Origin of the sequence: Yinghuangia seranimata (assembly GCF_029953285.1) — a bacterium.
GTDB classification, from domain to species: Bacteria; Actinomycetota; Actinomycetes; order Streptomycetales; family Streptomycetaceae; genus Yinghuangia; species Yinghuangia seranimata.
In genome coordinates this window covers 34594-53852 of the sequence record NZ_JASAOI010000008.1, presented here as the reverse complement: position 1 = coordinate 53852, position 19259 = coordinate 34594, and the positions used below count along the sequence as shown (strand labels likewise).

Genomic DNA, 19259 nt, shown 5'->3' with positions numbered 1-19259 from the left:
CTAGGGTCTGTTTCAGAAGTGGATCTTGGTGGGAGACGGTCTATGGCTTGTTCCGCCGCTGGCAGCGCAACGGCACCTGGGCCCGGATCCTGAAACGGCTCCAGGCCGAGGCCGGCGCGCAGGGCCTGATCACCTGGGATGTGAACGTCGACTCCACGGTCTGCCGCGCGCACCAGCACGCCGCCGGGGCGCGGAAAAGGGGGACCTGCAGGTCGAGCCGCCCGGCGGCGTCGCGGTCGAGGCGGACGATCATGCCCTCGGACGCTCCCGTGGCGGACTGAGCACGAAGATCCACCTGGCCTGCGAGCAGGGCCAGCGCCCGCTGGCCCTACTGGTGACCGCCGGACAGCGCGGCGACTCACCGCAGTTCGCTACCGTGCTGAACGCGATACGTGTGCCCCGGCTCGGACCCGGCCGTCCGCGCACCCGCCCGACGCGGGTCCGCGGCGACAAAGCGTATTGCTCACGGGCGAACCGCGCGCTGCTGCGCAGGCGTGGCATAGCCTGAACCATCCCCGAACCCGCCGACCAGATCCGCAACCGCAAGAACCGCGGGCCGGCGGGCGGACGCCCGCCGGCCTTCGACCGCGAGGACTACAAGGCCCGACACGCAGTCGAATGCGGCATCAACCGACTCAAACGCCATCGGGCTGTGGCGACCAGATACGACAAGCTCGCCGTCCGCTACGAGGCCACCGTCATCATCGCCGTCATCGGCGAATGGCTATAACCAAGATCCACACCCTAGTCGGTGGCCTCGGGGTGGAACGCGGTGGTCAGCTCGGCGAAGTCACGCTGGAGCAAAGGCTCGTGCGCCTGCGCACCGGGCAGGACCCAGAAGCGGTCGTGTTCGACGGCGGAGGCGATGTGTTCTCCCGCGTCGCGAGCGGACATCGCTCCGGCCTGCGCGCCGCGCATGGTGTCAAGCACGGCACGCTCTCGTGGGCCGAGGGTCGCCGTGCCGGACGCGTCGCTGTCGGAGTCGCCGGGGCCCGCGACGTGGTCGAGCATGCCGGAGGCGACCTTCCCCGGGCAGACCAGCGACACCCCGACACGAGTGTCCGCGAGCTCGGCGAGCAGCCCCTTCGTCAGGCCGACCACCGCGTGCTTGGTCGCGCTGTACGGCCCGGTCAGGGCGGCGCCGAGCATGCCTCCCATCGACGCGGTGTTCACGATGTGACCACCGCCGGGCTGAGCCAGCAGCAGGGGGACGAAGGTGCGCACGCCGTGGATCACGCCCCACAGGTTGACGTCGATCACCCACGCCCACTGCTGTGCCGAGGTCTCCCACTGCCGGCCGAGCGTCCACACGCCCGCGTTGTTGCACACGACATCTACACGACCGAAGGCGGTAAGAGCGGCGTCGGAGAGCGCCTGCACAGCCGCAAGGTCGCGTACATCGGTGGGCACCGCGAGCACGCGCGCTCCGGCCTCCCGCAGCGATCGCGCTCCTTCGGCGAGCCGCGCCCCGTCCTGGTCGGCGAGTACCACGCTCATCCCTCGGCCGGCGAACGCCTGCGCGGTCCCGTACCCGATCCCGCCGGCCGCTCCGGTCACGACCGCGACCTGTCCTGCTTCGATACGCACGCTGTGCTGTCCCTTCCGGGTCTTCCGTGGCGTTCCGCCGCCGATGCCCGGCAAAAGAACCACCGGCTCCCGTGGACGGCGTGGTGAGGCCCGGGTATCCGACCCGGGCCTCCAGCGGACGACCCTCTCTTCCAGGCTTTCAGCCCCGTCAAATCCGCCACGGGACCACCGGGCTCGACCGCGGGTCGGCACGACGGGCGAGGAAACGGATCGGCCCCCCGCACCCACTGGGCATTCGTCAGATCCCCCCGTCCCACATCGCCCAGATCAAGATCCACTTCTGAAACAGGCCCTAGTCCGCATACGTCGCCGCGGGCGGCCCCGTCGGCGCCGCTCCCAGGTAGGCCGCGAGCCACGTGCCGTACGACCGGGCCCACGCGCTGTTCCTGCCGCCCGCGGCGTAGTCCGCCAACACCGCGTTGACGCGCCGGACCAGGTCGGGGTCGGTCTTGCGCATCGCCACCCCGTACGGCGTCTGGTCCAGGCGCGCGCCGACGAACCTCAGGTGCGGGTCCTGCGCCACGAGCCCGGCCGCGAGCGACTCGTGGGTCAGGACCGCGTCCGCCAGGCCCTTCTGGATCATCACCAGGCAGTCGAGGTGACTGTCGGCCTCGACCACCCGGGCGCCCGTCCCCGACCGCGCGAGGACATCGACGGCCGACGACCCGCGCCCGACGCAAATGCGCCGGCCGGCGAGCTGTGCGGCGTCGAACGCCTCGACCTTCGAGTCATCGGGGACGAGCAACCGGTGGCCGCTCGCGAAGTACACGCTGGAGAAGGTGACTTCGCTCGCGCGCGTGCAGGTGACCGTCATGGTGCGCACGAGGACGTCGACGTCGCCGCCGGTCAGGCGGGGGATGCGCTGGTCCGGCGGCATGGTGACGAAGCGGACCTTCGCGCCCGGCCCGAGGATGTCGTCGGCGATGGCGTGGACGAGGTCGATGTCGAAGCCCTCGTACTCGCGCGTGTCCGCGTTGACCGCGCCCCACCGGAAGCTGTTCCCGTCGACGCCCGCGACCAGGAACCCGCGCTGCCGGATCCGCTGCACGGCCGGCCCGTCCGCACGGGACGGCCGCAGGCTCCGGTAGGGGTCGCAGTCCGCCCCGTCCGCGCCCGGTAACGCACGCGCCCCGACACTGACGGGCTCCGGCGCGCCCGGCCCCCGCGACCCCGCCGCGGCACCCGCACCGAGCACCCCCACCGCCCCCAGCACCACGGCCGCCCCCAGCCCCGCGACCCACCGTCGCACCCCGCCCACCCCACGCCTTCCGGCCACCCTGCCCCCTCCGAGACCCGCACCGAACCCGCGCCCCCGCCCGGTACACCCCACCGCCGAAGCCCCTCCACGGGAAGCCTCCCGCGCCCGCCGCCCACCCGGCGAGCGGCAAGACCCTCGCATCCGCCGTCGGCCGGGCCGCCGGGCGCTCTCGTCCTCGCCGGTTACGTTTCCGTTTCCGCGGTGGTCGATTGCCGGTCGCGGTATTGACTGAGTTTTCAGTCAGTGCCACAGTGTGGACGCGGCCGGGGGAGCGCGCACCGGTATCGGGTCCGGCCGGTGCCGCGGATCCGCGTAGTGGTCAGGTGCGGCCCGCTGGTCGGCCCGCCCGTGGGGCGGCGCGCGACAACACACGACACCCAGCGACAGCTCTTGGGGAGAGTCAGCCATGCATGGAGCGCACAGATTCAGTCGCACGGAAACGCCGGACGCCGCCGCGTCCGGGCCCACGCGCCGCGCCGTGCTCGGCGGCGCGCTGCTCGGTGCCGCCGGGCTGGCCGTCGGCGGGGGACTGCTGTCCCGGGCCGACGCCGCCGGATCGCAGGCGGCGGCAGCCGGCACGCTGCGGGTGCCCTCCGACGACGTCGCCCACGTCCGCACCTGGATGGCGTGGCCGACGAAGTCGTCGATCTGGGGGCGGCAGCTCAACGGCGTGCAGAACGACGTCGCCCTGATCGCGAAGTCCATCGCCCGGTTCGAGCCGGTGGTCATGTGCGCGCCGGACGCCACCAGCGCCTCGGACGCGCGGGCGCGGTGCGGGTCGTCCGTCACCGTCATCAGCACCATCCCGGTCGACGACCTGTGGATGCGCGACACCGGCCCGGTCTTCCGCACGGACGGCGCGGGCGGCCGCGACACGGTCGGCCTCGGCTTCAACGGCTGGGGCAACAAGCAGACGCACGCCAAGGACGCCCTGGTGGCCTCGCGCATCGCCGCGTACGACAGCCTCGCCTTCACCCGTGCCGGATTCACCGGCGAGGGCGGCGCGATCGAGACCGACGGCGACGGCACCGTCATGGCCACCGAGAGCAGCCTCGTCAACAGCAACCGCAACCCGGGCAAGACCAAGGCCCAGGTGGAGGCCGCGGTGCTGGCCGCCTACGGCGCGAGCAAGATGCTGTGGGTGCCCGGCATCAAGGGCCAGGACATCACCGACGACCACATCGACGCGACGTCGCGGTTCATCGCCCCGGGCGTCGTGATGGTGCAGGTGCCGCCCGCCAGCCGCACCGACATCTGGGCGCAGGACGCCCGCAAGCAGCTCCAGATCCTGTCGAACGCGACGGACGCCAAGGGCCGCCGGCTCCAGGTCATCCGCATCGACGGGCCGGACACCGTGCGCTCGAACAGCGAGGACTTCGTCGACTCCTACGTCAACTTCCACGTCTGCAACGGCGGCGTCGTGATGGCCCAGTTCGGCGACACCGCCAAGGACGCCGCCGCCAAGCAGGTGGTCGCCGCCGCGTACCCCGGACGCCAGGTCGTCCAGATCGACATCGACCGCATCGCCCTCGGCGGCGGCGGCGTGCACTGCTCGACCATGCAGGAACCGCGCGCCTAGCCCCGAACGCTGCACGGCCGAGTCCTCCGCAGCACCGCCCGCACCACCGCACCAGACCAGAACCACCTGGAGGATCCGTGCAGTTGACGCCGACCGAGCGCGACCGGCTGCTGCTGTTCAACGCCGCCGAGCTCGCCCGCCGCCGTCGGGCGGCCGGACTGCTGCTCAACATGCCGGAGGCCACCGCGCTCATCGCGGACACGGTGTGCGAGGCGGCCCGGGCCGGCGGACGGCTCGCCGACGCGCTCGCCGCCGGGCGCGGCGTGCTCGGGCCCGACGACGTGCTCCCAGGCGTCGTGGACCTCGTCCCGGAGGTGTACGTCGAGGCCGTCTTCGCGGACGGCACCAGGCTCGCCGTCGTCACCGACCCGTTCGGTGGCGGCGGTGAGCTGGGGGACGCGGCGCCCGGCGCGGTGATCCCCGGCCCGGACACCGCGTTCGCGTCCGCGCCCACCGCGTACGTCACGGTGCGGAACACCGCCGACGTCCCGGTCAGCGTCACCTCGCACTTCCACTTCTTCGAGGCCAACCCCCGGCTGCGCTTCGACCGTTCGGCCGCCTACGGCATGCGGCTGGCCGCCCCCGCCGGGGCGTCCACCCGCTTCGACCCGGACGCCGACGTCGAGGTCGGCCTGGTCCCGATCGGCGGCGCGCGCGTGGCCGTCGGCTTCGCCGGCCTGGTCGACGGGCCGTTGGACGCCCCGGGCGCGAAGGAGGAGGCGCTCCGCCGCGCCCGCGCCTGCGGATACCTCGGGGCGGAAGAGCCGTACCTCAGCACCGCGAGCACCACCGGCACCACCTCTGGAAGGGAACTCCCGTGAGCAGCGGCACCATTGATGCCCACGACTACGCCGCCACCTACGGCCCGCGCGCGGGCGACCGCATCCGGCTCGGCGACTCCGGCCTGGTCGTCGAGGTCGAGTCCGACGCGCAGGCCCCCGGCGACGAGTTCCTGGCCGGCTTCGGCAAGACCGCCCGCGACGGCCTGCACCTGAAGGCCGCGACCGTGCGCGAGACGTGCGACGTCGTCATCAGCAACGTCGTCGTCATCGACGCGGTGCAGGGCATCCGCAAGGTGTCCATCGGGATCCGGGAAGGCCGCATCTCCGGCATCGGACGCGCCGGCAACCCGGACACCCTGGACGGCGTCGACGTGGTCGTCGGCACCGGCACCGCGATCGTGTCGGGCGAAGGCCTGATCGCCACCGCCGGCGCCATCGACACGCACGTCCACCTGCTCAGCCCCCGCATCATGGAGGCCTCGCTCGCCGCGGGCGTCACCACGATCATCGGCCAGGAGTTCGGCCCGCTGTGGGGCGTCGGCGTCAACTCGCCGTGGGCGCTCAAGCACGCGTTCAACGCGTTCGACGCGTGGCCGGTGAACATCGGCTTCCTGGGCCGCGGTTCGGCCTCCGACCCGGCCGGACTCGTCGAGGCGCTCGCGGAGGGCGGCGCGTGCGGGTTCAAGGTGCACGAGGACATGGGCGCGCACGCCCGTGCCCTCGACACCGCGCTGCGCGTCGCCGAGGACCACGACGTGCAGGTCGCCCTGCACACCGACGGGCTGAACGAGTGCCTCTCGGTCGAGGACACGCTGTCCGTCCTCGATGGCCGCACCATCCACGCCTTCCACATCGAGGGCTGCGGCGGCGGGCACGTGCCCAACGTGCTCAAGATGGCCGGCGTCCCCAACGTCATCGGCTCCTCCACCAACCCGACGCTGCCGTTCGGACGCGACGCCGTCGCCGAGCACTACGGCATGATCGTCTCGGTCCACGGCCTGAAGACCGACCTGCCCGGCGACGCCGCCATGGCCCGCGACCGCATCCGCGCCGGGACCATGGGCGCCGAAGACGTCCTGCACGACCTCGGTGTCATCGGCATCACCTCCTCCGACGCGCAGGGCATGGGCCGCGCCGGCGAGACCGTCCGCCGCACGTTCGCCGTCGCCGGAAAGATGAAGAGCGAGTTCGGCCCCGCGGACGGCGACGGGCCGGACCACGACAACGCCCGCGTGCTGCGCTACATCGCCAAACTCACCGTCAACCCGGCGATCGCGCACGGACTTTCGCATGAGATCGGCACGCTCGAGGTCGGCAAGCTCGCCGACATCGTGCTGTGGCGGCCGCCGACGTTCGGTGCGAAGCCGCAGATGGTGCTCAAGGCCGGGTTCCCCGCGTACGGCGTCGTCGGCGACCCGAACGCGGCCACCGACAACTGCCAACCGCAGGTGCTGGGACCGCTTTTCGGCGCGCACGGCGCCGCGCCCGCCGACCTGTCCGTCGCGTTCGTCAGCCGCGCCGCCGCCGAACAGGGCGGCGACCACATGACCACCCGGCGCCGCCGCGTCGCGGTCCGCGGCACGCGCGGCATCGGCCCCGCCGACATGGTGCGCAACGCCCGGACCGGCCACGTCCAGGTCGACCCGCGCACCGGCCTCGTCACCCTCGACGGCGCCCCCGTGCGTTCCGACCCGGCCGACGAAGTCCCGCTCAACCGCCTCTACTTCCTCTGATCCTTCTGCTGACTTCCCGCCGACCTCAAGCCCCGCACACAGCACCACGATCGAAAGAGACGACACCCATGACGTTCCGCATGCCCGCCGAGTGGACCGAGCACGAGGGCTGCCTCATGGCCTGGCCGACCCGGGCCGACCTGTGGGGGGACACGTTCGCGTCCGCGAAGACCGAGTACGCCCTGGTCGCGCGCGCCATCTCGGAGTTCGAGCCGGTCACCATGGTCACCGTCCCCGGCGCGGCCGACGAGGCCCGCGAGCTGTGCGGCGAGGCCGTCACCGTCATCGAGATCCCCATCGACGACGCGTGGTTCCGCGACTCGGGCCCGATCTTCGTCACGGACGCGGACGGCCGCCGCTCCGGCGTCGACTTCCGCTTCAACGCCTGGGGCCGCAAGCACTCCCCGTGGGACTCCGACGACCGCGTCGCCGCGGCGCTGATCGAGCGGGTCGGCGACACCCGCATCGCCTCGGACATGATCCTGGAGGGCGGCGCGATCACCGTCGACGGCGAGGGCACGCTCATCACCACCGAGCAGTGCCTGCTGCACCCCAACCGCAACCCCGACATGACGCGCGAGGAGATCGAGGCCGAGATCAAGGCCCGGCTCGGCGTCGAGAAGATCATCTGGCTGCCGTACGGCGGGGCGCTCGACACCGAGACCGACGGCCACGTCGACGGCGTCTGCGCGTTCGTCGCCCCGGCCAAGGTCGTCGTCCAGCTCCCCGACGACCCCGAGCACCCGGACTACGTGCGCTCCCGCGCCAACAAGGCGGTGCTCGAGGCGTCCACGGACGCGCAGGGCCGCCCGTTCGAGGTCGTCGCGATCCCGCAGTCCAACTCCCTGGAGTGGGGCGGCGTCGAGATCGAGGTCTCGTACCTGAACTTCTACATCGCCAACGGCGGCGTCGTCGTGCCGGTCGCGGACCACCCCTCGGACGCCGGCGCCCTCGCCGTCATCCAGTCCGTGTTCCCGGACCGCAAGGTCGTCGGCGTACCGACCCCCACCGTCGCCTACGGCGGCGGCGGCGTGCACTGCATCACCCAGCAGGTCCCCGTCGCCCGAAAGGACGCCTGATGCCCACTCAGAACTCCGCCCGCACGTTCAGACGCGCCGCGGCACCGGCCACGGCGGCGCTCGCCGCCTTCGCCCTGCTCGCCGCCTGCTCCGGGCCCGCGAAGCACGGCGCCGACAGCCCCGCCGCGAACTACCAGCTCTCCGAGGGCACTCCGCCCGCCAAGGGCACGATCGACAAGTTCAGCTGGGCGCTGTACGCCGAGCCCCTCACGCTCGACTGGATCCAGGCGTTCGACTACCCGCAGAACACCGTGCTGTCCAACGTGTGCGAGAGCCTCATGCGTTGGACCCCGCAGCTCACCCTCGCGCCGGGGCTCGCCGAGAAGGCGGCCAACCCCGACCCGAACACGTGGGTGTACGACCTGCGTCCGGGCGTGAAGTTCCACAACGGTGAGCCGCTGACCGCCGACGACGTGGTCTTCAGCTTCGGCCGCCAGACGAACCCCGAACTCGCCGCAGCCTGGGCCGACTCGTTCGAGAACGTCGCCGCCGTCACCGCGACCGGGCCGCTCCAGGTCACCGTCAAGCTCAAGCAGCCCGACGCGCTGTTCCCGCAGCTCATGGCGACCGCCGCCGGCGTCGTCGCGAGCCGCAAGGGCGTCGAGGCGGCCGGCAAGGACTACGGCGTCGACGGCAGCCTCGACTGCACCGGCCCCTACAAGCTCACCCACTGGGCCAAGGGCCAGTCCCTCGAACTCGACCGCTTCGACGACTACTGGGGCACCAAGGCCAAGGCCAAGACCGTCGAGTTCAAGTTCCTCACCGACCCCGCCGCGCGCACCAACGCGATGCTCAGCGGCGAGGTCGACGGCAGCTTCCTCGTCCCCACCGACAGCTACGAGCGGCTGCGCACCAGCGGCGTCGGCAGCCTCTACTTCGGCGAGGGCCTGAGCACCGTCAACGTCAACGTCACCAGCATCAAGGGCGCCCTCGGCGACGTCCGCGTGCGCCGCGCGCTGTCGATGGCGCTGGACCGCGGCGGCTTCGTCAAGGCCGCGCTCGGCGGCAACGGCACGGTGACCAACTCGATCACCCCGAAGGCCGCCTGGGCCGCCGCCGGACCCGAGACGCGGGCCGCCGCGTTCGACGCCCTGCCGCCCGCCGCGCAGGACATCGAGCAGGCCAAGAAGCTCATCGAGGAGGCCGGCGCCAAGGGCAAGACCGTCACCGTCGCGACCAGCCCCATCGGCCAGGACGTCACGCTGCTCGCGACCGCCCTGCAGACCGCGGGCTCGAAGATCGGCCTCAAGGTCGAGCTGAAGACCATCGCGCCCGACGCCTTCTCCGCGCTGTTCACCGACCCGGCCGCGCGCGAGGGCATCGACGCCTTCCCCGAGACCTTCTACCTCTCGGTGACCGACCCGGTCGACCTGCTGCGGAACTTCAAGACCGGCGCGTACCAGAACCACGCGAGCTACTCGAACCCCGAGTACGACGCGCTCGTCGAACAGATCACCTCCACGTACGACCCGGCGCAGCGCCTCGCGCTGGAGGCCAAGCTCCAGCAGAAGGCCGCCGAAGAGGTGGTCTGGATGCCGGTCGCCGAGTGGCCGTCCACGGTGTTCCTCAACAAGAAGATCACCGGCGCGCCGACGACCATCGCCTACATGTACTACCCGTGGGCCGCCGATGTGGGGGCCGCGGGGTGAATTTCCTGAGATTCGCCGTACGGCGGCTGCTCGAGATGGCCGTCACCCTGCTCGGCGCCTCGTTCGTGGTCTTCGGTGCGATGTACCTGGCGCCGGGCAATCCGGCGAGTTTCCTCCTCGGTGGGCGGTCGGCCTCCCCGGCCGCCCTCGAGGCGATCGAGAAGCAGTACCACCTGGACGACCCGTTCATCGTGCAGTACTGGCGCTGGCTCGGGAACATCGCGCACGGCGACTTCGGCCGCTCGCTCGAGTACCGGACCGACGTCTCGGACCTGCTGTCGTCGCGGCTGCCGACGACGCTGCTGCTGGTCGGCATGGCGCTCGTCATCGTCGTCGCGCTGGGCCTCGCGCTCGGCTGGCTCTCGGCGGTCCGCGGCGGCGCGGTCGACTCGGGGATCCTGGTCGGCACCACGTTCGCCGTCGGCACCCCCTCGTTCGTCGCGGCGATCCTGCTCCAGGGCTTCTTCGCGGTCGAACTCGGCTGGTTCCCCTCCAGCGGCAGCGGAAGCGGCGACGGACTTGGCGCGATGCTCTGGCACCTGACACTGCCCGCGATCGCGCTCGCGCTCTACCTGGTCGGGCTGCTCGCCCGGGTCACGCGCAGCGCGATGCTGGAGGCGCTCGAGGGCGAGCACGTCACCGTCGCCCGCAGCCGCGGCGTACCGGAGCGGCACATCATCAGCCGGCACGTGTTCCGCAACGCGCTCGGCGCCGTGCTGACCACCGCGGGACTGATCGTCTCCACGCTCATGGTCTGCACGGTCCTCGTGGAGTCCGCGTTCAGCGTCGGCGGCATCGGCCAGCTCCTCGAACTGGCCAGCACCACCAAGGACTTCCCGACCGTGCAAGCGATCTGCCTCATCATCATCGGGCTCTTCATGACCGTGAACCTCATCGTCGACCTGCTGCTCCCGCTGGTCGACCCGCGCATCAAGCTCGGAACGCGGGCGGCGTCATGACCATGACCCTCGTGCGACGGCCCGGCCTCGCCAAGGTCCGCACCAAGCGCGCACCGCTGTACGTGGCGAGCCTCGTGTTCGCGGGTGTCGTCGTCCTCCTCGCGCTGCTCGCACCGTGGATCCAGCCGTACGACCCGAACATCGCCGACCTCGGCAACGCGCTCGCCCCGCCGTCCGGCGACCACCTGTTCGGCGTCGACGCGGCCGGCCGCGACACGTTCTCGCGGCTGGTCGCCGGTGCCCGCACCTCGCTGCTCGGCCCGCTCGGCGTCGTCGTGTTCTCCACCGTCCTCGGCGCCGCCGTGGGCGTGGCCGCGGGCTGGCGCGGCGGCTGGCTCGACTCGGTGCTCTCCCGCGGCTCCGAACTCACGCTCGCCTTTCCCGGGTTGCTGCTCGCGATCCTCATCGTGTCGGTGTACGGCGAAGGGCTGCTCGCGCCTGTCGTGGCCCTGTCGGTCGCGTACTTCCCGTACGTCAGCCGGCTCACCCGGTCGCTGGTCCTCGCCGAACGCGCCCGGCCGTACGTCGCCGCCTACCAGGTCCAGGGCCACTCAGGGCTCCAGATCTGCGTACGGCACGTCGTGCCCAACATCGCCCCCGTGGTGCTGGCGCAGTCCACCGTCAACTTCGGGTACGCCCTGATCGACCTGGCCGGCCTGTCCTTCCTCGGCCTCGGCGTCCCCGCCCTCACGCCCGACTGGGGACGCATGGTCTTCGACGGCAAGTCCGCCATCCAGAGCGGCTATCCGCTCTCGGCGATCATCCCCTGCCTGGCGATCGTCCTCACCGTCGTCGCCTTCAACGTCGTCGGCGAGCGGTGGGCCGACAAGGTCGCGGGGAGGACGCGGTGACCACACTCGACATCCGCGGACTGCGCCTGCGCCTGCCCGGCGCGGCGCGCCCGGTCCTGGACGGCGTCGACCTCAGCGTCGACGCGTCCGAGACCGTCGCCCTCGTCGGCGAGTCCGGCTCCGGCAAGTCGCTGACCTCGCGCACCGTGCTGCGCCTGCTCCCCAAGGGCGCGGCCACCGAAGGCCGCGTCGAGGTCGCCGGCGACGACGTCCTGACCATGAACGCCAAGCAGTTGCGGAAGCTGCGCACGCAGACCGCGGCGATGGTCTTCCAGGACCCGCGCGCCGCGATCAATCCGCTGCGCCGCATCGGCGACTTCCTCACCGAGAGCGCCCGCCTCAACAAGCTCATGACGGCCGCCGAGGCCGACACGCGCGCCGTCGAACTCCTCGACGCCGTCGGCCTGTCCGCCGACCTTATGCGCCGCTACCCCGGACAGCTGTCGGGCGGCATGCTGCAACGCGTCATGATCGCCGCGGCGCTCATGGGCGACCCCAGGCTGCTGCTCGCCGACGAGCCGACCACCGCGCTCGACGTCACCTCGCAGGCCGAGGTCGTGACACTGCTCGCGGACCTGCGCGAACGCTTCGGCACCGGGCTGCTGTTCGTCACCCACGACCTCGGGCTCGCCGCCGCGATCAGCGACCGCGTGTACGTCATGTACGCCGGACGCATCGTGGAGACCGGCCCGTCGGAGTCGATCTTCGCGCGGCCCCGGCACCCCTACACCCGGGCCCTGCTCGCATCGACCCCGAGCCTGGACACGCCCCAGGGCCGGCTGACCGCCATCGACGGCCAACCGCCGGACCTGCGCCAGGAGTTGCACGGCTGTCCGTTCGCGCCCCGGTGCCCGCTGGCGACCGAGGTCTGCACGACGGAGGCGCCGCAGAGCACCTCCGCACCCGGGGAACCCGCCCACACCGCCGCGTGCCACCACGCCGACCGCCTCGCCCGGGAGGCCGCCGATGTCTGACCTCCTCCTCGACGTCAGCGGGCTGTCCCGCACCTTCGGCGACGTGCACGCCGTGGACGACGTGTCCTTCACCCTCGCCGAGGGCGGCTCGCTCGGCATCGTCGGCGAGTCGGGCTCCGGCAAGACCACCACCGCCCGCATCATCGTCGGCCTGGACCGGGCCGACGCGGGCACGGTGCGCGTCCACGGCGCGGAGCAGACCGGGACGGCCCGCGGCCGCGCGGCCCGGCTGGCGCGCGCCCGCCGGATCCAGATGGTGTTCCAGGACCCGTACCTGTCCCTCGACCCGCGCACCAGCGTCCACGACGTGCTGCGCGAGACCCTTCGGCTGCACTTCCCGGGCACCGACCACGCCGCGCGCATCCGCGAACTCCTCGACCAGGTCGGCCTGGGCACCCGGGCGGCGGACGCCCGGCCGCGCGAACTGTCCGGCGGGCAGCGGCAGCGCGTGGCCATCGCCCGCGCGCTGGCGGTCGAGCCGGCGATCCTCGTCCTCGACGAGGCCGTCGCCGCGCTGGACGTCTCGGTGCAGGCGCAGATCCTCAACCTGCTCGCCGACATCCGCGAACAGACCCGGGTGGGCTACCTGTTCATCACCCACGACCTGGGCGTGGTGCGGTGCGTGACGGACGACGTGATCGTCATGCGCCGCGGGCGGATCGTCGAGTCGGGGGCGACGGCGCGCGTGCTGGAGGCGCCCGAACACCCCTACACGCAGCTGCTGTTGGCGTCGGTGCCGCGTCCGGGCTGGGACCCGCGCGCGATCGGCGCCGCGCGTCGGGCGCTGGCCGAGGCCGAGAGCGCGGGAGCGGAGGCCGGAGGCGCGAAGCGCCCGGCGGCGGTGTGACAGGTAGGCGGGGGAGGGGCGGTCAGCGGTCCGGCAGGTCGCGCACCAGCGCCACCATGGCCGCCACCGCCTCCTTGTCCGTCAGCCCCTGTTCGACGCACAGCGACCGCCACGTCGGGAACGCCGCCGCGTGCGCCGTCAGCGCCAGGCGCAGGCGGCGGTCGCGGCGGTCCCGGTCCGCGAAGGCCGAGGCCAGGACGTCCACCCGGGCCCGGTCGGCGGCCTCGCGGAACTCGCGCACCGGCGCGGGGACCACGTCGCGGTCGCGGTGGATCATCGCCAGCATCTGCGCGCCGGAGCGGTAGAACCGGTACAGGTCCGCCAGCCCGGCGCGCAGCCGCTCCACCGGGTCGGGGATCCGCTCCCACGCCTCGGGCTCCGGCAGCGCGTGCCGCGACAGCCAGTCCTGCGAGCACGCGGTGAACAACGCCGTGTCGTCGGGGAAGTGCCGGTAGACGGTCAGCCGTGTGACGCCCGCCCGCTCGGCGATCGCCGCGATGCTGGTGCCGGCCGGGCCGACGGTGCCGTGCAGGTGGACGGCCGCGTCGACGATCCGCTGCCGGGTCTCCCCGACCTGCTCGGCGCGGCGGGCCATGGCATACGGGCGCGGTTTCGGTGAACGCTGCTGTTCACTCAACTGTTGACACCCTCTGGGGACAGGCGCAGACTCGAATTTGAGAGAACACCAGTGTATCGGGAAATCTCCGAAGGAGGTGGCGGCCGTGAGTGCCATCACCACCGAGCCCCCGCATCTGACCGTCGTCCGGCCGGGTGAAGGCGGCGAAGGGTTTCTGGGCAGCATCGGCGTCGCCTTCAAGCTGTGGGGCCGCGACACCGGGGGCAGCGTGTCGATCGTGGAGCATCCGTTCCCGGTCGGCGCCCTCGTCCCGCCCCATCTGCACACGCGCGAGGACGAGTACTCGATCGTCACCGACGGTGAGATCGGCTTCCGCTCAGGGGACCGCGAGGTCGTGCTCGGCGCGGGCGGCTACATCACCAAGCCGCGCGGCGAGCTGCACACGATGTGGAACGCCGGACCGGCGCCCGCGCGCATGATCGAGGTCATCAGCCCGGCCGGATTCGAGCACTTCTTCCGCGAGATGGTCGACCTCCTCGACGACGGTCCGCCGGCCCCCGAGGCGATCGCCGAGCTGGGCGCGGCGTACGGCCTCGAGTTCGGCCGCCCCGCGTGGCTGCCGGACGTCATCGAGCGCTACGGGCTCACCCCGCCGCCGGGCGCCTGACCCGGTCCGCGAAGCACCCCGCCCGGCTCACAGCCACCGCGCCAACGCGCCCGGGCTCAGGGCGTGTTCCTGGGCCAGGGCGATCGCCCCGACGATGCCGGCCCGCCCGCCGAGCGGGCCGGTCTCGACGCGCAGCGTACGGGTGGCCAGCGGCAGGACGCGCCGGTAGACGACCGCCTTGATCTCCGCGAGGACCTCGTCGCCGACGGCGGTGAACGGGCCGCCGACGAGGATGACGCGCGGGTTGTGGAAGCTCACGACGGCCGCGATCACCTCGCCGATCCGGCCGGCCGCGACCCGGACCGCGCGACGGGCGGCGGTGTTGCCCTCGGCGGCCAGCCGCGCGACGTCGCGGGCGGTGCCGACGTCCAGGCCTCCGGCGCGCAGCGCCTGCACGAGGGCCGCCCCCGAGGCGACCGCCTCGACGCAGCCCGTGTTGCCGCAGTGGCAGACCGTCTCCTCGTGGCCCGGCAGCCGGATGTGCCCGATGTCGCCGGCCGCGCCGTCGCCGCCCCGGTAGAGCCGGCCGGCGGTGACGATGCCGCAGCCGATGCCGGTGCCGATCTTGACGTAGAGCAGGCTGTCCTCGGTGGCCCGCGCGCCGCGGTGCTCGCCGAGCGCCATGAGGTTCACGTCGTTGTCGACCAGGATCGGCACGTCGCGGTGCTCGGTGAAGAACCCCGGCACGCGGAACCCGTCCCAACCCGCCATGATCGGCGGACGGACCACGGTGCCCGTGGAGAACTCGACCGGCCCCGGGACGCCGATGCCGACGCCGCGCACGTCGGGTACGCCCGCGCCGAGCCCGCCGAGCAGCCGCGCCCAGCCGTCCCGGACGAGGCCGAGCACCGCCTCGGGCCCGTCGTCGACGTCGATGTCGTCGTCCGTCTCGGCCAGGACGGTGCCGCCGAGGCCGGCGACCGCCAGGCGCGCGTGCGTCGCCCCCAGGTCCGCGGCCAGCAGGACCCCGCCGCCGGGGGCCAGCGCGAGCACGGTCGGCGGGCGGCCGCCTTCCGACGCGCCGTTGCCCTCCTCGACGACCAGGCCGGTGTCCAGCAGCCGGTTCACCCGCTGCGTGACGGTCGAGCGCGAGAGGCCGCACGTGGCGGCCAGTTCGGTGCGCGTGACCGCCGTGCCGCTCGCGATCAGCGCCAACAGGGCGCTCATTCCCTCGTGTTCCCGACTGGCCGGCATGGGCGCGATGCTAGGCGACGGCCGGTTCTTATGTCCAGATCCGAAATAAGTTCCGGCGGTCTTGTGCATAACTCTAGGCACTAATAGCTTCCTTCTCACCCAAGTCCGGGGAGGGCGCGCGTGCCAGACCAGTCAGACGAACGAGAGCGGGGCGGCCGGCGGACGGTCAACGTCGCGCTGGTCGGCCACGGGTTCATGGGGGCCGCCCACTCGCAGGCGTGGCGCACCGTGGCCCACGCCTTCGACGTCGACCCGGTGCCCCGGATGGCCGTGCTCTGCGGACGCGACCGGGGCAACGCGGCCGCCGCGGCCGCGCGCTGGGGCTGGGCGGCGTCGGCGGACGACTGGAGGGCGGTGGTCGCCGACCCCGCCGTCGACGTCGTCGACATCTGCACGCCGTCCCGCAGCCACGCCGAGATCGCCGCCGCCGCGCTGGCCGCGGGCAAGCACGTGCTGTGCGAGAAGCCGCTGGCCAACACCGTCGCCGAGGCCGCACGCCTGGCCGGGGCGGCCCGGATCGCCGCCGCCCGAAGCGGCGCGGTCGCGCTGCTCGGCTTCAACTACCGCCGCGTCCCCGCCGTGGCCCTCGCCCGCGGCCTCGTGGAGCACGGCCGCCTCGGGCGTGTCCGGCACGTCAGGGCGCGCTACCTCCAGGACTGGCTCGCCGACCCGCACACCCCGCTCACCTGGCGGCTCGACGCCGCCGAGGCCGGGTCCGGCGCCCTCGGCGACATCGGCAGCCACATCATCGACCTCGCCCAGTACCTGACGGGCCACCGCATCACCGACGTCTTCGGCTGCACCCACACCTTCACCACCGAACGCCCCGGCGCCGACGGCACCCCCGGTCCCGTCACCGTCGACGACGCCGCCGTCCTCACCGCGCGCATGGCGAACGGCGCCCTCGCCACCTTCGAGGTCTCCCGCGCCGCCACCGGCCGCAAGAACAGCCTGCGCATCGAGATCGACGGGACCGACGGGGCCCTCGCATTCGACCTCGAGCGCCTCAACGAACTGGAGTTCCTCGACGCCACCGCGCCCCGCGGCGAACAGGGCTTCCGCACCCTCCTGGCCACCGAGCCCGACCACCCGTACCTGGCCGCCTGGTGGCCGCCGGGCCACGTCCTCGGCTGGGAGCACACCTTCACCCACCAGGCCCGCGACCTGCTCACCGCCATCGGCCAAGGAACCGGCGCGGCACCGGACTTCACCGACGGACTCGGTGTCCAACTGGTGCTCGACGCCGCGCTGCGCAGCGCCGCGTCGGGGACATGGCAGCACGTCCCCGACACGCCCCCCGACCCCGGGAGCCCGACATGACGCACACCACGCCCTCCGGCACCCGCCCCTACACGCTGTTCACCGGGCAGTGGGCCGACCTCCCGCTCGAGGAGGTCGCCGCCCTGGCCGCCGGATGGGGCTACGACGGCCTCGAAATCGCGTGCTCCGGCGACCACTTCGACGTCCGGCGCGCGGCCGTCGACGACGACTACGTCGCCGGGCAGCGCGCCGTCCTGGACGCCCACGGCCTCGGCTGCTGGGCAATATCGCACCACCTGGTCGGCCAGGCTGTCAGCGACCACCTCATCGACGAGCGGCACCGGGCGATCCTGCCCCCGCACATCTGGGGCGACGGCGACCCCGCCGGCGTGCGCCGCCGCGCCGCCGACGAGATGCGGCTGACCGCGCAGGCCGCACGGCGCTTCGGCGTCGACACCGTCATCGGCTTCACGGGCTCGCCGATCTGGCATACCGTGGCCATGTTCCCGCCGGTGACGGCCGATCAGATCGCCCAGGGCTACGCCGACTTCGCCGCGACGTGGACGCCCATCCTGGACGCGTACCTCGAGCACGGCGTGCGCTTCGCCCTCGAGGTCCATCCCAGCGAGATCGCCTACGACTACTGGACGACCGCGCGCACCCTGGAAGTCCTCGGCGGCCACCCGGCGTTCGGACTCAACTTCGACCCGAGCCACATGATCTGGCAGGACGTCGACCCGGTCCAGTTCGTCCTCGACTTCGCCGACCGCATCTGGCACGTCGACTGCAAGGACACCCGCACCCGCTTCGACGGACGCACCGGGCGCCTCGGCTCCCACCTGCCGTGGGGCGACCCCCGGCGCGGCTGGGACTTCGTGTCCGCGGGCCGCGGCGACACCCCGTGGGAGGCGGTGTTCCGCGCCCTGAACGCGATCGGCTACGCGGGCCCCATCTCGATCGAATGGGAGGACGCCGGTATGGACCGCCTGCGTGGCGCCCCCGAAGCCCTCGGCCATCTCAGGCAGTTCGACTTCGCCCCGGCCACCCGGTCCTTCGACGCGGCGTTCGCGGTCAACAGCGGAGGCCCGGCCGAGGAGAGCTACGAGCAGAAGACCATGAAGGAGGAGGTCCAGTGAGCGGCGACACGACCACGGGCATCGGCATCGTCGGCTGCGGCAACATCTTCGAGCGCTACGTGCGCGGCCTCGGCCGGTTCCCCGAACTGCGCATCGTGCACGTCGCCGACGTCGACTCCGAGCGCGCCCGGCACGGCGCCGGACTCGTCGGCCCCGACACCCGCCACGGCACGCTCGACGCGCTGCTCGCCGACGACCGCGTCGAGATCGTCGTCAACATCACGCCGCCGACCGTGCACGCCGCCGTCACCGAGGCCGCACTGCGTGCCGGCCGACACGTCTACGTCGAGAAGCCCATCACGACCGACCTCGACACCGCGCGCGAACAGCTCGCGTTGGCCAAGGACCTCGGCCTCGCCCTCGGCGGCGCGCCGGACACGTTCCTCGGCAGCGCCGGGCAGACCGCCCGCGCCGTGCTCGACGGCGGCGCGATCGGCGACCCCGTCGGCGCCACCGCGTTCGTCACGCACAGCCGCGCCGAGACCTGGCACCCCGACCCGACGTTTCTGTTCAAGCCCGGCGGCGGGCCCGTCCTCGACCTCGGCCCCTACTACGTCACGCAACTGGTCAACTGCCTCGGCCCGGTCGCCGAGGTGTACGGCAGGTCCCGCGTCGGCGCGCCGGTCCGCACGGTCACCGCCCCCGGCCGCACGGTCGACACCATCGGCGTCGAGGTCGACACGCACGCCGCGGCGGTCCTCGCCTTCGCGTCCGGGGTGCTGGCCGGCACGACCCTCAGCTTCGACGTCTGGGACCACCAGCTGCCGTTCATCGAGATCTACGGCACGCGCGGCACCCTCAGCATCCCCGACCCCAACATGTACGACGGCGACGTCAAGGTCCGGCTGCACGGGGAGGACGCGTGGACCACCGCCGCGCCGGTCGTCCCCGTCCAGGGCCCCGCCGACTCGTTCGAGCACCAGCTGCTGCGCGGCCCGGGCGTGGCCGACCTGGCCGCCTCCCTGCGCGGCGCACCGCACCGCGCGTCGGCGCCGCTCGCGCTGCACGTGCTCGAAGTCCTCGACGCCATAGGGGCGTCCGGCAGGGCGGGCGCACCGATCGCGATGACCAGCACCTGCGAACGCCCGGCCGTGCGCTGAACCGCGCTGGAACGCGCTGAACCGCGC

General features: G+C 72.8%; 18 protein-coding genes. 14 read left to right on the top strand and 4 right to left on the bottom strand.

Annotation, left to right across the window (positions count from 1 at the left end):
• Positions 1-28: 28 nt before the first annotated feature.
• Positions 29-508, top strand: coding sequence for a transposase (locus QI554_RS05700; protein WP_425527920.1), 480 nt, complete (start codon positions 29-31; stop codon positions 506-508).
• A 236-nt stretch (positions 509-744) separates the two neighbouring features.
• Here QI554_RS05700 and QI554_RS05695 read toward each other — a convergent pair whose 3' ends face one another.
• The gene (locus tag QI554_RS05695; protein ID WP_281466538.1) at positions 745-1587 is read right to left on the bottom strand and encodes an SDR family NAD(P)-dependent oxidoreductase; all 843 of its coding nucleotides are present in this window, start codon (positions 1585-1587) and stop codon (positions 745-747) included.
• Between the two features lie 292 nt (positions 1588-1879).
• A complete protein-coding gene (locus QI554_RS05690; protein ID WP_281466536.1) occupies positions 1880-2635 on the bottom strand; it encodes a glutamate ABC transporter substrate-binding protein in 756 nt (251 codons plus the stop codon).
• A gap of 616 nt (positions 2636-3251) precedes the next feature.
• Between QI554_RS05690 and QI554_RS05685 the strand changes: the two genes are divergently transcribed.
• The 9 genes from QI554_RS05685 (at position 3252) to QI554_RS05645 (ending at position 13298) form a co-directional block, all read left to right on the top strand.
• Entirely contained in the window at positions 3252-4424 is a 1173-nt protein-coding gene (locus QI554_RS05685; RefSeq protein WP_281466534.1) for an agmatine deiminase family protein, read from the top strand.
• A gap of 77 nt (positions 4425-4501) precedes the next feature.
• The gene (ureA, locus tag QI554_RS05680) at positions 4502-5245 is read left to right on the top strand and encodes an urease subunit gamma (protein ID WP_281466532.1); all 744 of its coding nucleotides are present in this window, start codon (positions 4502-4504) and stop codon (positions 5243-5245) included.
• Positions 5242-6939, top strand: a complete 1698-nt coding sequence (locus tag QI554_RS05675; RefSeq protein WP_425527918.1) for an urease subunit alpha — start codon at positions 5242-5244, stop codon at positions 6937-6939. Before ureA ends, QI554_RS05675 begins: the two co-directional genes overlap by 4 nt.
• 68 nt (positions 6940-7007) lie before the next feature.
• Positions 7008-8018 carry an agmatine deiminase family protein gene (locus tag QI554_RS05670; RefSeq protein ID WP_281466529.1) on the top strand — a complete coding sequence of 337 codons (1011 nt, stop codon included), beginning with the start codon at positions 7008-7010 and terminating at the stop codon, positions 8016-8018.
• A complete protein-coding gene (locus tag QI554_RS05665) occupies positions 8018-9667 on the top strand; it encodes an ABC transporter substrate-binding protein (RefSeq protein WP_281466527.1) in 1650 nt (549 codons plus the stop codon). The genes QI554_RS05670 and QI554_RS05665 overlap by 1 nt, the downstream gene beginning before the upstream one ends.
• Positions 9664-10626, top strand: a complete 963-nt coding sequence (locus QI554_RS05660; RefSeq protein ID WP_281466525.1) for an ABC transporter permease — start codon at positions 9664-9666, stop codon at positions 10624-10626. The genes QI554_RS05665 and QI554_RS05660 overlap by 4 nt, the downstream gene beginning before the upstream one ends.
• Entirely contained in the window at positions 10623-11477 is an 855-nt protein-coding gene (locus QI554_RS05655) for an ABC transporter permease (protein ID WP_281466524.1), read from the top strand. The genes QI554_RS05660 and QI554_RS05655 overlap by 4 nt, the downstream gene beginning before the upstream one ends.
• Positions 11474-12451, top strand: coding sequence for an ABC transporter ATP-binding protein (locus QI554_RS05650; RefSeq protein ID WP_281466522.1), 978 nt, complete (start codon positions 11474-11476; stop codon positions 12449-12451). The genes QI554_RS05655 and QI554_RS05650 overlap by 4 nt, the downstream gene beginning before the upstream one ends.
• The gene (locus QI554_RS05645) at positions 12444-13298 is read left to right on the top strand and encodes an ABC transporter ATP-binding protein (RefSeq protein WP_281466520.1); all 855 of its coding nucleotides are present in this window, start codon (positions 12444-12446) and stop codon (positions 13296-13298) included. Before QI554_RS05650 ends, QI554_RS05645 begins: the two co-directional genes overlap by 8 nt.
• Before the next feature lie 22 nt (positions 13299-13320).
• On the opposite strand, the gene QI554_RS05640 is transcribed toward QI554_RS05645, so the two are convergent.
• Entirely contained in the window at positions 13321-13935 is a 615-nt protein-coding gene (locus QI554_RS05640) for a TetR/AcrR family transcriptional regulator (RefSeq protein ID WP_281466518.1), read from the bottom strand.
• A gap of 85 nt (positions 13936-14020) precedes the next feature.
• Here QI554_RS05640 and QI554_RS05635 point away from each other — a divergent pair, with 85 nt between their 5' ends.
• Positions 14021-14542: a cupin domain-containing protein gene (locus QI554_RS05635; protein WP_281466516.1), complete on the top strand. Its 522-nt coding sequence runs from the start codon at positions 14021-14023 to the stop codon at positions 14540-14542.
• A gap of 27 nt (positions 14543-14569) precedes the next feature.
• Here the strand turns inward: QI554_RS05635 and QI554_RS05630 are convergent, their stop codons facing one another.
• Positions 14570-15736, bottom strand: a complete 1167-nt coding sequence (locus QI554_RS05630) for an ROK family transcriptional regulator (protein WP_281466514.1) — start codon at positions 15734-15736, stop codon at positions 14570-14572.
• Between the two features lie 120 nt (positions 15737-15856).
• Between QI554_RS05630 and QI554_RS05625 the strand changes: the two genes are divergently transcribed.
• From QI554_RS05625 to QI554_RS05615, 3 genes are read left to right on the top strand one after another with little or no spacing between them, the layout of a single operon-like run.
• The gene (locus tag QI554_RS05625) at positions 15857-17056 is read left to right on the top strand and encodes a Gfo/Idh/MocA family protein (protein ID WP_281466511.1); all 1200 of its coding nucleotides are present in this window, start codon (positions 15857-15859) and stop codon (positions 17054-17056) included.
• Positions 17053-18132: a sugar phosphate isomerase/epimerase family protein gene (locus QI554_RS05620; RefSeq protein ID WP_281466509.1), complete on the top strand. Its 1080-nt coding sequence runs from the start codon at positions 17053-17055 to the stop codon at positions 18130-18132. Before QI554_RS05625 ends, QI554_RS05620 begins: the two co-directional genes overlap by 4 nt.
• The gene (locus tag QI554_RS05615) at positions 18129-19232 is read left to right on the top strand and encodes a Gfo/Idh/MocA family protein (RefSeq protein ID WP_281466507.1); all 1104 of its coding nucleotides are present in this window, start codon (positions 18129-18131) and stop codon (positions 19230-19232) included. The genes QI554_RS05620 and QI554_RS05615 overlap by 4 nt, the downstream gene beginning before the upstream one ends.
• The last annotated feature ends 27 nt before the right edge of the window (positions 19233-19259 follow it).

What these genes read in the sequence shown, in the direction of transcription:
- QI554_RS05670 (WP_281466529.1), top strand. Translation starts at nt 7,008, where the DNA reads ATGACGTTCCGCATGCCCGCCGAGTGGACCGAGCACGAGGGCTGCCTC.
- QI554_RS05645 (WP_281466520.1), top strand. Translation starts at nt 12,444, where the DNA reads ATGTCTGACCTCCTCCTCGACGTCAGCGGGCTGTCCCGCACCTTCGGC.
- QI554_RS05620 (WP_281466509.1), top strand. Translation starts at nt 17,053, where the DNA reads ATGACGCACACCACGCCCTCCGGCACCCGCCCCTACACGCTGTTCACC.
- QI554_RS05665 (WP_281466527.1), top strand. Translation starts at nt 8,018, where the DNA reads ATGCCCACTCAGAACTCCGCCCGCACGTTCAGACGCGCCGCGGCACCG.
- QI554_RS05655 (WP_281466524.1), top strand. Translation starts at nt 10,623, where the DNA reads ATGACCATGACCCTCGTGCGACGGCCCGGCCTCGCCAAGGTCCGCACC.
- QI554_RS05685 (WP_281466534.1), top strand. Translation starts at nt 3,252, where the DNA reads ATGCATGGAGCGCACAGATTCAGTCGCACGGAAACGCCGGACGCCGCC.
- QI554_RS05630 (WP_281466514.1), bottom strand. Translation starts at nt 15,736, where the DNA reads ATGCCGGCCAGTCGGGAACACGAGGGAATGAGCGCCCTGTTGGCGCTG.